At 66.6% G+C, this 13,991-nt stretch carries 10 protein-coding genes; 7 read left to right on the forward strand and 3 right to left on the reverse strand.

Features of this window, described 5'->3' with window-relative positions:
- Window positions 1-4: 4 nt before the first annotated feature.
- The 3 genes from ACTXG5_RS06680 to ACTXG5_RS06690 form a co-directional block, all read right to left on the reverse strand.
- A complete protein-coding gene (locus tag ACTXG5_RS06680) occupies window positions 5-1,927 on the reverse strand; it encodes an alanine racemase (protein ID WP_445162936.1) in 1,923 nt (640 codons plus the stop codon).
- Window positions 1,928-1,973: 46 nt separating this feature from the next.
- Window positions 1,974-3,605, reverse strand: a complete 1,632-nt coding sequence (locus ACTXG5_RS06685) for an N-acetylmuramoyl-L-alanine amidase (RefSeq protein ID WP_445164290.1) — start codon at window positions 3,603-3,605, stop codon at window positions 1,974-1,976.
- A 169-nt stretch (window positions 3,606-3,774) separates the two neighbouring features.
- A complete protein-coding gene (locus ACTXG5_RS06690) occupies window positions 3,775-4,692 on the reverse strand; it encodes a PirG (protein ID WP_445162937.1) in 918 nt (305 codons plus the stop codon).
- A gap of 245 nt (window positions 4,693-4,937) precedes the next feature.
- Here ACTXG5_RS06690 and glf point away from each other — a divergent pair, with 245 nt between their 5' ends.
- The 7 genes from glf (at window position 4,938) to ACTXG5_RS06725 (ending at window position 13,947) form a co-directional block, all read left to right on the forward strand.
- Window positions 4,938-6,137, forward strand: a complete 1,200-nt coding sequence (gene glf, locus ACTXG5_RS06695; RefSeq protein ID WP_445162938.1) for a UDP-galactopyranose mutase — start codon at window positions 4,938-4,940, stop codon at window positions 6,135-6,137.
- Window positions 6,138-6,186: 49 nt separating this feature from the next.
- Entirely contained in the window at window positions 6,187-8,076 is a 1,890-nt protein-coding gene (locus ACTXG5_RS06700) for a glycosyltransferase (RefSeq protein WP_445162939.1), read from the forward strand.
- On the forward strand, window positions 8,069-8,596 hold the full coding sequence (locus ACTXG5_RS06705; protein ID WP_445162940.1) for a phosphatase PAP2 family protein: 528 nt from the start codon (window positions 8,069-8,071) through the stop codon (window positions 8,594-8,596). Before ACTXG5_RS06700 ends, ACTXG5_RS06705 begins: the two co-directional genes overlap by 8 nt.
- An 11-nt stretch (window positions 8,597-8,607) precedes the next feature.
- Entirely contained in the window at window positions 8,608-9,519 is a 912-nt protein-coding gene (locus ACTXG5_RS06710; protein ID WP_445162941.1) for a decaprenyl-phosphate phosphoribosyltransferase, read from the forward strand.
- Window positions 9,506-11,500, forward strand: coding sequence for a terminal beta-(1->2)-arabinofuranosyltransferase (gene aftB / locus ACTXG5_RS06715; RefSeq protein ID WP_445162942.1), 1,995 nt, complete (start codon window positions 9,506-9,508; stop codon window positions 11,498-11,500). The genes ACTXG5_RS06710 and aftB overlap by 14 nt, the downstream gene beginning before the upstream one ends.
- A 324-nt stretch (window positions 11,501-11,824) precedes the next feature.
- Window positions 11,825-12,865, forward strand: a complete 1,041-nt coding sequence (gene ag85A, locus ACTXG5_RS06720) for a diacylglycerol acyltransferase/mycolyltransferase Ag85A (protein WP_445162943.1) — start codon at window positions 11,825-11,827, stop codon at window positions 12,863-12,865.
- 182 nt (window positions 12,866-13,047) lie between these two features.
- Window positions 13,048-13,947: an esterase family protein gene (locus ACTXG5_RS06725; RefSeq protein ID WP_445164291.1), complete on the forward strand. Its 900-nt coding sequence runs from the start codon at window positions 13,048-13,050 to the stop codon at window positions 13,945-13,947.
- The last annotated feature ends 44 nt before the right edge of the window (window positions 13,948-13,991 follow it).

Raw genomic sequence — 13,991 nt, forward strand, 5'->3', positions numbered from 1 at the left:
CGATCTAACCGGGCGTCCGCAAGCTTTTCGGCGGCACGGTGGATGCGATCAGCGAGTCCGCGTCGAGGGTGTGGGGCTGGTAGGGCAGTGTCGGCAATCGCGCCGACATCACCGCGACGGGATCGTCGCAGGCGTCGGCCAGCCCGGAAAGAAACGCCCACTCGTGCTCGTCGCTGCCGAAATAGACGACAGTCCCGAAGGTTTCGTGAAAACGCTGCCACGACACGTGCAGCGACTCGTTGCGCCACAGTGTCGGGCAGCCGGCCTGAGCGACGACGACGCGACCGATATCTCGGCAGCGCTGCAGGAAGTCGGTGTCGTAGAGCCGGTTGTGCTGGACGGGTTCGGTTCGCTCGTCGGGAAGGTCGATGACCACGATGTCGTATGACGTGGTGGACCGGTCCACGAATTCCCAGCCGTCGCAATAGTGCACGGCGACCGGCCCGAATCCCTCTTCCGCCCTGCGCAGTTCGTCCACTGTGTAGCCGTAGGGAAGGTGCTGCGCGCACAGCCGGACCGCTTTGCGATCGATGTCGACATGATCGACCTGCGTGGCCCCCGCCGATACCGCCAGCTGGCTGACCACGCCCTCGCCCGAGCCGACGACGAGCACGCGGTCGACCTTGCCGGCCAGCAGCAGCGCCGGCACCAGCAGTGCCTCGTGATAGACGAGCTGGCTGAATTCGGTGCTCTGACGTTCGCTGTCGCTGAACAGCGCGACGCCCTGGGCCGTGCGGCCGATGACCAGGTTCTGGAACTCGGTGTCCACGTCACAGCTGACCTCGGCGAGGTGCCAGGTTCGCGTCAGGCCCGGCGCCAGCGGTTCGACGATCTCCCGGCCCCGGGGGTCGGATGCATCCGCGAAATATGTTGGCAGCGCGGGAAACCCGTTGAACGCCACCGAGGCATAGCTCGCGGTATATGCGCCGGCGTCGTCGATCTCGACCCGATCGCCGGGGCGCAGGGTGACCGGAAGCGGATACCGCTGGTACAGCACGTCGTCGCCGTCGCAGGTCGGCCCGGCGACGACCGCATCATCGACCGGATCGCCATCGCGGTCGGTCCGTAGCCGGTAGCGGATGTACTCATTCTCCGTCTCGGCCAGACCACCGTAGCGGCCGATGTCGAGGTACACCCAGCGCCGGGCATCGGTGCCCGTCCGCACCGACACCACCTGGCAGCTGATCGTGCCCGCCGAACCCGCGATCACCCGCCCGGGTTCGACGGCGAGCCGCGGTGGGTGCGCGCCGAAATGACGGGCCAGCGCCGATGTGATGACCTCGGCGACCACATCGAGGTCCGGCGCGTCGAGCGCATACGCAAGCGGGTACCCGCCGCCGACGTTGATCGTGGTGAGTTCGTTGACCGCGTCAAAAATTGAGGCAGCATCACGTATTCCAAGCTCCCACGCCGCTGGGTCGAGTTGCTGTGAGCCGACGTGAAAGCACACGCCTTCCGGGCGTAGTCCTAGTCGCTGGGCGTGTCTCAGCAGCCCCGCGGCCGCATCCGGGGCGCAACCGAACTTGTCTCCGAACGGCGTTACCGACGACGGAAACTCCGGCGCGATACGGCATTCCACCGCTGCGCCCGGGGCGTGCTCGGCGATGGCCGTCATACCCTGTTCGGTGTCGAACGCGAACCGCGCAACACCACGTGCATACGCCCGGGCAATGTCGGCGGGCTTCTTGACGGTGTTCCCGAACGTCAGCAGGCGGCCCTCGATGCCGGCGGTATCGCACGTGTCGATCTCGCCGATCGATGCGATATCGAATGCGGACCCTTCCGTCGCCAGCAGGCGCAGGACGGGTTCGGCCGGGTTCGCCTTGACCGCGTAGCGGATCTGCGCCTCGGGCAAAACCGTGCGCAGGGCCCGGAAGTTCTTGCGCACCTGACCAAGATCGATGCTCAGATACGGTGTCTCGGGCACAGGTCGCAGACTAGTACGCGCCGCGGCGCCGTGCGCGGGCCGCCAGTCAGGCGTCGGGGTGCGACGGTAACGAGAAGTGTTCCGGCGGGACGGCCGGGGCGCTGGGCGTTTGCGCCGAGAGTGCTGTCGTGATTCCGTCGAGGATCTCGTCGACGTCCCCGGTGAGTCGGTTGTAGTTCAGGGTCCCGTGCGCGAAGTTCTGCGTGATCTGCAGCGGCTCTTGGATTTCGGCACTGGTCGGCAGGCCGAGCGGACCGCGTTCGTAGCTCTGCGAGGCCCAGGCGTCATAGATCGCGCCGGTCACGGGTTGTGCCCCTGTCACGGGCGACCAGTACATGGCGCCCTTGGCGAAGGTGGAGTAGCGCGCATCGCCGTCGGCGTTGTCTTCCGGCGAGGTCGGTGCGCCCAACGTGCTGTTCATACCGCCCAGCTCCTGCCAGTGCTGGTAGATCGCGCCGCCCTGCAGCGCCTCGATCAACTCCTCGGGCGGGTCGTTGAAATGGGATGCGATATCCCGGATTTCGTCCATCAGCGCGTAGGCAGCGTTGCCGGGGCAGTCGGTGTTTCCGACGTCGCGATGGGTGAAGATAGTGGGCAAGGTCGCCAAGGCGCCGGCCGGAAACGTGGTGTAGTGGCTTCCCGCGGACTCCAATGTCACCGTGCCCTTGGGGTCGACGCCGTCCATGCCCAGGCGCCAGCCGAGCAACCGTCCCACCGCGCGAAGCTGAAGCGGGGTGGGCGGTACGTTGTCGAAGTTGCCGATCATCGCCACACCCCAGGTGTTGCGGTTGAATCCGCCGGTGTGGAAGCCCTCGACCGCCTTGGTGAGACCCCCGGCACTGCCCTCGAACACCTGGCCGTACTTGTCGACCAGCGCGTTGTAGGCGATGTCGCACCAGCCCAGCGTCTTGCTGTGATAGGTGTAGATGGCCTTGACGATCCCCGCCGATTCGAGCGGGGAATAGTCATTGCTACCCGCGGTGTGATGAATGACGGCCGCGCGAATCCCGTTGTCGTACTGCGGACTACCGCACCGCAGCGATTCGTCGGCGCCCCATTCCGCGCGGCTGATGATGGCGGGCGGCTGGCCGGGCATCATGACTCCGGACGGCGGCGTCCACTGCGTCTTGGCAGGCGCCTGCGGCGGGGAGATGAGGATCGCGGAGATGTTCTGCCCGAACGGCTGTTCCTTGGAAGCGGGCCGATATCCAAGGCCGCCAAAGTCGCGGGACGGCTCCGTGGGCGGCTGAGTCACCGCGGCATCGAGCGGGCGGGTGACCGCGATCTGCACGGTCGTCGTGGTGCCGACGAACACCGGATCGGTGCTGCGGGGCCCTTCGGTCGGTCCGGCGGGTCGGCCCGATTCGCTACCTGAGGCATTGTCCGGTGCCGCGGTCTCATACTCGGTCTGATACCAGGGCCCCCACGAACCGTCGGGGCGCTTCGCGCGCACCCGGGTAGAAGAGCCGGCCAGATCGCCGGTGAGGGCGACCAGAGAAAACGGCGTCTGCTGGGTGAGTTCGCGAACCGAGACGCCGCCTCCGAGCCCGATCAACGGCTGCTCGGTGAGTTGGGTGTCGTGCGTCGGCCGTGCCGCGTCGGGCGCGTCGCGTTCGCGGGTTAAGTGCGCCACCGCCGAAACGATGACAACCGTGGCCGCGATGGCAGTAAGCATCATCGTGGGCGCACGACTGCGGGACGACACCAGCTGATGTTACGTGTGGGTCTGGTGTTATTTATGAGGCGACACGAATTTCCCGTGTCTCAACTTCGCCAGAAACTGTTCGACGGCACCGCAGAGTTTTGGTGACTCTGCGGTGCCGTCAGGTGACAGGACCCCCGAAGTTCTAGACGGGAGGCAGCGCCGGCGGGAGAGCTGCGGCCGCACCCGGCAGGGCGCCAGCGGCACCCGGCAGGGCACCCGCCGCACCCGGCAGGGCGTGCGGCAAAATACCCGCCGCACCCGGCAGGGCGCCGGCGGCACCCGGTAGTGCGCCGCCTTGGGCCTGCGTGATGGCGGGCATCATGACGCCCTTGAGCAGGTCGACAAGCTGACCAGCGCCGAGCTGGTTGGCGGCTTGCATCACGTCGTTGACGAGCCCGCCGCTAGCGCCGCTGCCGCCGGCCGGCGACCCACCCAGCGTCGACGGGTCACCGAGGATCGGATAGGAGCCGTCGGCACCCGCGTCCAGCGGCGCGCTGATCGGCACCTCGTTGGCGCCGCCCAGACCGCCCGGAGTGAGTCCGGCCGGGCTAGTCAGCGCCGGGTTCAGCCCTGCGCCGGGCGTCGTCGGCATGCCGGGAGTCGGCAGACCAGGCGTCAGCGCACCGGGCGCGGTGCCGCCAGGCGTCAGACCCGGGCTCGTCAGACCTGGGCTCGTCAGACCTGGGCTAGCCAAGCCCGGCGTGCCCAAGCCAGGAGTTCCCAGGCCGGGGCTGGTCAGACCAGGCGTTCCCAGACCGGGGCTGGTCAGACCAGTAGTGCCCAAGCCCCCAGTTCCCAGACCTGCGCCGGTACCGCCACCGCCCAGGGCGGGAATGGGCGGCAGGTTGACGCCGAACGAGGACAAGCCTTGGGTCAGTGCGCCGACGAGCTCACCGGGCAGGTCGGTCATGACCGCTGCCTGCTTGAACTCGTGGTGCTCCGGCGGCTTGCTGCCAGAGGTCGATTCGTAAACAAGGAAGTATGCGCAAGGACTCGCCACTGCCAGGGCGGCGACCGCGCTCATGGCTGTCGAGAGCTTGCGACGGCGTCGGTTCGGCACGGAAGGCTCCTCAATCTATGTGTTGTGTCGGCGGGCCCCGCCAGTCGGTGGGATCCACACAAAGTCGATGGTACGAGTGGGAAAGCTGTTACTAGAGTGGCGATATTGAATCGTGAGGTTTTTGCGACTCTGCGCGTTACGTGCGATTCGGGTCACTGCAAACAAGTCTTCACGTGCCCGAACCCCAACCCGTCCGCCTTGTCGGATGGGGTTGTGCCCGCGGTGTCGGATACCCTAAGCAACCGATGACTGCTCGTTTTGACCTCCTGATCGTCGGCTCCGGATTCTTCGGGCTCACCATCGCCGAACGCGTGGCCAGCCAACTCGGAAAGCGTGTGCTTGTCGTCGACAGGCGCCCGCACCTTGGCGGCAACGCCTATTCCGAAGCCGAGCCGCAGACCGGCATCGAGGTGCACAAGTACGGCGCGCACCTGTTCCACACCTCGAACAAGAGGGTCTGGGACTACGTGCGTCAGTTCACCGACTTCACCGACTACCAGCACCGCGTGTTCGCGATGCACAACGGGCAGGCCTACCAGTTCCCGATGGGGCTGGGCCTGGTGTCGCAGTTCTTCGGCAAGTACTTCACCCCCGAGCAGGCGCGCCAGCTGATCGCGGAGCAGGCCGCCGAGATCGACACCGGCGACGCGCAGAACCTCGAGGAAAAGGCCATCTCGCTGATCGGCCGGCCGCTCTACGAGGCATTCGTCAAGGGCTACACCGCCAAACAGTGGCAGACCGACCCGAGGGAACTCCCCGCGGCCAACATCACCCGGCTGCCGGTGCGCTACACCTTCGACAACCGCTACTTCAACGACACCTACGAGGGCTTGCCGGTCGGCGGTTACACGGCATGGCTGGAGAACATGGCCGCCGACGACCGCATCGAGGTCCGGCTGAACACCGACTGGTTCGACGTCCGCGACCAACTGCGCGCCGACAGCCCCGACGCCCCGGTTGTCTACACCGGCCCGCTGGACCGCTACTTCGACTACGCCGAGGGCCGGCTCGGCTGGCGCACCCTGGATTTCGAGCTGGAGGTCTTACCCGTCGGCGACTTCCAGGGCACACCGGTGATGAACTACAACGATCCCGAAGTGCCCTACACCCGCATCCACGAATTCCGGCACTTCCATGTCGAGCGCGACTACCCGACCGACAAGACGGTGATCATGCGCGAGTACTCCCGGTTCGCCGCCGACGACGATGAGCCCTACTATCCGATTAATACCGAGGCTGACCGCGCCCTGTTGGCCGCCTATCGTGCGAGGGCGAAGTCCGAGACCGCTTCTTCGAAGGTACTTTTCGGTGGGCGGCTGGGCACCTATCAATATCTGGATATGCATATGGCGATTGCCAGTGCGCTGAACATGTATGACAACACCCTCGCGCCACATCTGCGCGACGGGGTCGCTCTAGTCGAAGAGGAAGGCGTGCGCGGATGAGTCGTGCCATCGACGATGCAGAGCGAAGCGATGAGGAGGAGTGGCACTGATGACCGCCGTGAGCCTGCTGTCCCGAATCATCTTGCCGCGGCCGGGTGAACCGCTCGACGTCCGCAAGCTGTACCTGGAGGAGTCGACAACCAACTCCCGGCGTGCGCATGCGGCCAGCCGCACCTCGCTCGAGATCGGCAAGGAGTCCGAGGTCTCGTTCGCCACCTACTTCAATGCCTTCCCGGCGAGTTATTGGCGGCGCTGGTCGATCTGCGAATCGGTGGTGCTGCGGGTCGGGCTGACCGGAACCGGCCGCGTCGACCTCTACCGGACCAAGGCCACCGGGGTGCGGATCTCGGTGGAGGGCCGCCAATTCGTCGGCACCGACGATCAGCCGGCCGTCGTCGAGATCGAGTTGGCGCTCAAGTCGTTCGAGGACGGCGGCTGGATCTGGTTCGACATCACCACCGACACCGCGGTCACCCTGCTCGACGGTGGCTGGTATGCGACCGAATCCGCGCCGGGCACGGCCAACGTCGCCGTCGGCATCCCGACATTCAACCGCCCCGCCGACTGTGTCAACGCGCTCGCCGATCTCACTACAGATCCATTGGTGGACAAGGTAATTGGCGCGGTGATCGTCCCGGATCAGGGCACGCGCAAGGTACGCGATCACCCGGACTTCGCGGCAGCGTCCGCGGGCCTGGGCAATCGGCTCTCCATTCACGACCAGCCCAACCTCGGCGGGTCCGGTGGTTACAGCCGAGTGATGTACGAGGCGCTGAAAAACACCGACTGCCAACAGATTCTGTTCATGGACGACGACATCCGCATCGAGCCGGACACGATCCTGCGGGTGTTGGCGATGAACCGCTTCGCCAAGACTCCGATGTTGATCGGCGGTCAGATGCTCAACCTGCAGGAGCCGTCGCACCTGCACATCATGGGCGAGGTCGTCAACCAGTCGAACTTCATGTGGACCGCCGCGCCGCACACCGAGTACGACCACGACTTTGCCGAATATCCGTTGGGCGACAAGAACGATCGGAGCGCGCTGCTGCACCGGCGCATCGACGTCGACTTCAACGGCTGGTGGACGTGCATGATCCCGCGGCAGGTCGCCGAGGAGCTGGGACAGCCGTTGCCGCTCTTCATCAAATGGGACGACGCGGAATACGGTCTGCGGGCCGGCGAGCACGGGTATCCGACGGTCACGTTGCCCGGCGCCGCGATCTGGCACATGGCCTGGAGCGACAAAGATGACGCGATCGACTGGCAGGCCTACTTCCATCTGCGCAACCGGCTGGTGGTCGCGGCGATGCACTGGGACGGCGATATCACCGGCCTGGTCCGCAGCCACCTGAAGGCGACACTGAAACACCTTGCGTGCCTTGAATATTCAACAGTCGCTATTCAGAACAGAGCCATCGACGACTTCCTTGCCGGCCCGGAGCACATTTTCTCGATTCTGGAATCGGGGCTGCCGGAAGTGCACCGGCTGCGCAAGGAGTACCCGGACGCCGTCGTGCTACCGGCGGCGAGCGAGCTGCCCGCGCCGCTGTACCAGAGCAAGGCGATGAAGCCCCCGGTGAACCCGGTGTCCATCGGTTACCGGCTGGCCCGGGGGATTGTGCACAACCTCAGGGCCGCCGACCCCGAAAGCCACCAGCGACCGGAGTTCAACGTGCCGACCCAGGATGCGCGCTGGTTCCGGCTGTGCACCGTCGACGGTGTCACCGTCACCACCGCCGACGGGTGCGGTGTGGTCTACCGGCAGCGTGATCGGCGCAAGATGTTCACCCTGCTGCTGCAGTCGCTGCGCCGTCAGCGTCAGCTGTTGAGCCGGTTCGACCAGATGCGCCGGGTGTACCGGGACGCGCTGCCGGTGCTGTCCAGCAAGCAGAAGTGGGAGACGGCGTTGTTGCCGGCCGCAGCACAGCATGGCTGAATCGGCGCCTAGCGGCGAGGTCGCCGCGATGGTGGCCGTTCAATCGGCGCTGGCTGGCCGTCCCGGCGTGCTGGCCACCGCACGCGGAATGTCCCACTTCGGGGAGCACAGCGTCGGCTGGCTGGTCGTGGAGATGGTCGGCGCGTTCGTGGCCCCGGCCCGGCGCCGGGAATGGCTGGTGGCCGGGGCGGGCACGTTCGTCGCGCACGCGGCCGCCGTGCTGATCAAGCGGGTGGTGCGGCGCAAACGTCCGCATCATCCGGCCGTCGCGATCAATGTGGGCACACCCAGTCAGCTGAGCTTCCCGTCCGCGCATGCCACCTCCACCACGGCCGCGGCCCTCCTGATGGGCCGGGCCGCCGGGCTGCCTCCTGGAATCGGCGCCGCGGTGCTCGTTCCGCCGATGGCGCTGTCGCGGATACTGCTGGGCGTGCACTATCCCAGCGACGTTGTCTTCGGCGTGGCGCTCGGCGCCGCGGTCGCGCGCCTTGCACTCTGGCTCGATAGAAAGTCGAGATAGGTGTGGCCGAAATGAGTGAAGACGTGGCGACCGGACGACCCCCGGCGTATCTGATCACCGGTGTGATCAAGGCGATGCGCCCCCGGCAATGGGTGAAGAACGTGCTGGTGGTGGCCGCGCCGGTGGCTGCGGCCGGCCGCGGAGTCCGCTACGACTACGCCGAAGTGGCGACCAGGGTCGGCGTGGCCTTCGTCGTGTTCTGCCTGGCGGCTTCGGCGATCTACCTGATCAACGACGTCCGCGACGTCGAGGCCGACCGGGAGCACCCCACCAAGCAATTCCGGCCGATCGCGGCCGGCGTGGTGCCCGAATGGCTGGCCTATGCGCTGGCCGCGGTGCTGGGTACGGCCTCCCTGGCGATTTCCTGGTGGCTCACGCCGAACCTCGCCGTGGTCATGGCCGTCTACATCGGAATGCAGCTGGCCTACTGCTTCGGCCTCAAGCACCAAGCGGTGATGGACATCTGCATCGTGTCGTCGGCGTATCTGCTGCGGGCCATCGCCGGGGGTGCGGCCGCCGCCATCCCGCTGTCCCAATGGTTCTTGCTGACGGCGGCATTCGCCTCGCTGTTTATGGTGGCCGGCAAGCGCTACGCCGAGCTGCAGTTGGCCGAGCGCACGGGAGCGGCGATCCGCAAATCGCTGGAAAGCTACACCAGCACCTACCTGCGGTTCGTCTGGACGATGTCGGCGACAGCGGTGGTGTTGTGCTACGGGATGTGGGCGTTCGAGCGGGATCATTACTCCGGATCCTGGTTCGCGGTGTCGATGGTCCCGTTCACGATCGCGATCCTGCGTTATGCGGTCGACGTCGACGGCGGACTGGCCGGTGAGCCCGAAGACATTGCGCTGCGGGACCGGGTGTTGCAGCTGCTGTTTCTAGCGTGGATCGCAACAGTGGGTGCCGCGGTTGCCTTCGGCTAGCCCCGGTCTGCAGGCCATCAAGCGCGAGGTGATGCGCCGCCGGCCGGGCGTCATGCGGGGTGGCCGGCCGCCGTTTCCGTACGACGCCGTGGTCCGGGTCAGCCTGTGGATCAGCGTGGCGGTGGTCGCCGTGCTGTTCGGCTGGGGCGCGTGGCAGCGGCGCTGGATCGCCGACGACGGACTGATCGTGCTGCGCACGGTGCGCAACTTGTTGGTCGGCAACGGGCCGGTTTTCAACCAGGGCGAGCGGGTGGAGGCCAACACCTCGACCGCGTGGACCTACCTGATGTACGTCGGAAGCTGGGTCGGCGGCCCGGTGCGCATGGAGTACGTGGCGCTGGTGCTGGCACTCGTGCTGTCCGTGTTGGGCGTGGCGCTGCTGATGCTGGGCGCCGGGCGGCTCTACGCCCCCGGCTTACGCGGACGTCGGGCGATCATCTTGCCCGCCGGGGCGCTGGTCTACATCGCGCTGCCACCGGCGCGTGACTTCGCGACGTCCGGGCTGGAAAGCGGTCTGACGCTGGCCTACCTGGGATTGCTGTGGTGGATGATGGTCTGCTGGTCACAGGCCCTGCGCAACCGCCCGGATCGCGACGCATTCCTCGGCGTGCTGGCCTTCGTCGCGGGGTTCAGCGTTCTGGTGCGCCCCGAGCTGGCCTTGATGGGCGGGCTGGCCCTGATCATGATGCTGATCGCGGCCCGGACCTGGCGCCTTCGGGTGCTGATCGTGGTGGCCGGCGGCTTCGTTCCGGTGGCCTACGAGATCTTCCGGATGGGCTACTACGGCTTACTGGTGCCCGGGACGGCGTTGGCCAAGGATGCCGCCGGTGACAAGTGGTCCCAGGGCATGACCTATCTGTCGAATTTCATCGAGCCCTACGCCGTGTGGCTGCCGGTGCTGCTGGTGGTGCCGCTGGGGCTGCTGCTGATGGCGGCTCGACGCCGGCCGTCGTTCCTGCGTCCGATGCTCGCGCCCAATTACGGCCGACTGGCCCGGGCCGTGCAAAGCCCGCCCGCGGTGGTGGCGTTCGTCCTCGTCAGCGGACTGTTACAGGCGATCTACTGGATTCGGCAGGGCGGCGATTTCATGCACGCGCGAGTGTTGCTGGCGCCGGTATTTTGTTTGCTGGCCCCGGTGGCGGTGATCCCCGTGCTGATCCCCGACGGGCAGGACTACTCACGGGAGACCGGTTACTGGCTCAGCGGTGCGGCCAGCCTGCTCTGGCTCGGCATCGCGGGCTGGTCACTGTGGGCAGCAAACTCGCCGGGGATGGGTTACGACGCCACCCACGTCACCTACACCGGCATCGTCGACGAGCGGCGCTTCTATGCCCAGGCCACCGGCCACGCACACCCGCTGACCGCCGCCGATTACCTGGATTACCCCAGGATGGCGGCCGTGCTGGCGGCGCTGGACAACACGCCGGACGGAGCGTTGTTGCTGCCGTCTGGCAATTACATTCAGTGGGACATCGTGCCCATGATTCAGCCGCCGGCACCGGCCCCGGGCAGCCCTCCCGACAGCAGAGCGCCGCAAAAGCCGCAGCACGCAGTGTTTTTCACCAACCTGGGCATGCTGGGCATGAATGTCGGGCTCGATGTCCGGGTGATCGACCAAATCGGGTTGGCGAACCCGCTCGCCCAGCACACGCAGCGCCTGACGCACGGCAGGATCGGGCACGACAAGAACCTCTTCCCGGATTGGGTGATCGCCGACGGCCCGTGGGTGAAGATGTATCCGGGCATTCCGGGCTATCTGGATGCGAATTGGGTCGCCCAGGCGGTGGCGGCCCTGCAATGCCCCGGGACCAAGGCGATGCTGGCCTCGGTGCGCGCGCCGATGACGCTGCACCGGTTCTTCTCAAACTTCTTGCACTCCTTCGAGTTCACCACCTACCGGATCGACCGCGTGCCGCTTTACGAGCTCGCCCGGTGTGGCCTGCCGGTGCCGGAGCCGAGTCCGCCGCCGCCTCGCGAGTGAATATTGCGCCGAGAAATCTCACAGATCGCGAACTAGTCACAATTTGTCGGAGCCGGGCACTGACAGCAAATTCACATGTGTCGCTTCACCAGTGGCCGTTCACCGTCCGGCACATGCGGAAATGCCGTTTCCGGCCGTCGTAGGCGGCCCGAAAACCCCAAGAAATCACCGCTGTAGGACGGTTTGCGGAATCTCCTCGATGAGAGCGCGCCAGGTTTGGTGTGGTTCACTACAAGAGCACTGCTGCGCCGGATCGCTTGCAGTGCGACCCCAATCAACGACGCGTCCTGATCAAGGGTGCGCCGAGAAGATGAGGAAGCAAGGATGACGTTTGTTGACAGGTTTCGCGGCGCCGTGGCACGCATGCCACGCCGGCTCGTGGTGGGAGCCGTTGGCGCGGCCCTGCTTTCGGGTCTGATCGGCGTCGTGGGGGGCCCGGCGACCGCAGGAGCGTTCTCTCGCCCCGGTCTGCCGGTGGAGTACCTGCAGGTTCCCTCGGCCGGAATGGGCCGTGACATCAAGGTCCAGTTCCAGAGCGGTGGCGCCAACTCGCCCGCGCTGTACCTGCTCGACGGTATGCGCGCCCAGGACGACTTCAACGGCTGGGACATCAACACTCCCGCGTTCGAGTGGTACAACCAGTCGGGCATTTCGGTCGTGATGCCCGTCGGCGGACAGTCCAGCTTCTACTCCGACTGGTACGCGCCCGCCTGCGGTAAGGCCGGCTGCACCACTTACAAGTGGGAGACCTTCCTGAGCAGCGAGCTGCCGCAGTACCTGTCGGCCCAGAAGCAGGTCAAGCCGACCGGCAGCGCCGCCGTCGGTCTGTCGATGGCCGGATCGTCGGCGCTGATCCTGGCGGCCTACCACCCCGACCAGTTCGTCTACGCCGGCTCGTTGTCGGCGCTGCTGGACCCGTCGCAGGGGATGGGCCCGACGCTGATCGGCCTGGCCATGGGTGACGCCGGCGGCTACAAGACCAAGGACATGTGGGGGCCGTCTAGCGACCCGGCATGGCAGCGCAACGACCCGTCGTTGCAGGTCGCCAAGCTCGTCACCAACAACACCCGCATCTGGGTGTACTGCGGTAACGGCAAGCCGTCCGACCTCGGTGGCGACAACCTGCCCGCCAAGTTCCTGGAGGGCTTCGTGCGGACCAGCAACCTGAAGTTCCAGGAGGCGTACAACGCCGCCGGCGGTCACAACGCGGTGTGGAACTTCGACGCCAACGGCACGCACGACTGGCCCTACTGGGGTGCGCAGGTGCAGGCCATGAAGCCTGACCTGCAGTCGGCGCTGGGCGCCACCCCGGGCGCCGGTCCGGCCACTGCTTCCAACGCCGGGTCCACTACTCAGGGCACGTAGTCAGGCAGCGTAGAACCAAGCAAGACAGCTAACGGCGGCGATCCCGAGGGGTCGTCGCCGTTAGCTGTCTGTGGGGTCGCGGCGAGTGTGGTCCATTTCACTACCCTGCGGGTCAGCTCTCGTTCGGCCCTGGTTACTGTGCAAACACAGCGACTACATGATGGAGGGCGGACATGGGTAGCTTGCGGGGTCTGTCAACGCTTCTGCGGGTGCTCTGCACTGCCGCGTTAACGCTCGGGGTGGGCGGTGTGACGGCAGGAATCACGGGCAAGGCCGCAGCGGCGGGTTACGAGACGCTGATGGTGCCGTCGGGGGCCATGGGACGTTCGATTCCGGTGGCCTTCCTGGGCGGCGGGCCACACGCGGTGTATCTGCTCGACGCGTTCGACGCCGGTCCCGACGTCAGCAATTGGGTCACCGCGGGCAACGCGATGAACACGATGGGCGGCAAGGGGATCTCGGTGGTCGCGCCGGCAGGCGGCGCGTACAGCATGTACACCAACTGGGAGCAGGACGGCAGCAAGCAGTGGGACACCTTCCTGTCCAGCGAGCTGCCCGACTGGCTGGCCGCCAACAAGGGCCTGGCACCCGGTGGTCATGCCGCGGTGGGAGCCTCCCAGGGCGGTTACGCCGCGATGGCACTGGCCGCCTTCCACCCCGACCGGTTCGGCTTCGCCGGCTCACTGTCCGGCTTCCTGTACCCGTCGAACACCACCACGGGCGGTTCGATCCTGGCCGGTCTGCAGCAATTCGGCGGCGTGGACGGCAACGGTATGTGGGGAGCCCCGCAGCTGGGCCGGTGGAAGTGGCACGACCCGTATGTGCATGCCGCGCTGCTGGCGCAGAACAACACCCGGGTATGGGTCTGGAGCCCGACCACCATGGATGCCAGTGATCCCGCCGCCATGATCGGCCAGGCCGGTGAGGCGATGGGCAACAGCCGAATGTTCTACTCGCAGTACCGCAACGACGGCGGCCACAACGGCCACTTCGACTTCCCGGGCGGCGGCGACAACGGCTGGGGCTCGTGGTCGGGCCAGCTGGGTGCCATGTCGGGCGACATCGTGGGCGCCATCCGCTAACCTCCCTGCCCCGCTGGCAGGACGGACGGCGCCGCGCGCCGAGC

It is taken from the genome of Mycobacterium sp. Dal123C01 (assembly GCF_052566995.1).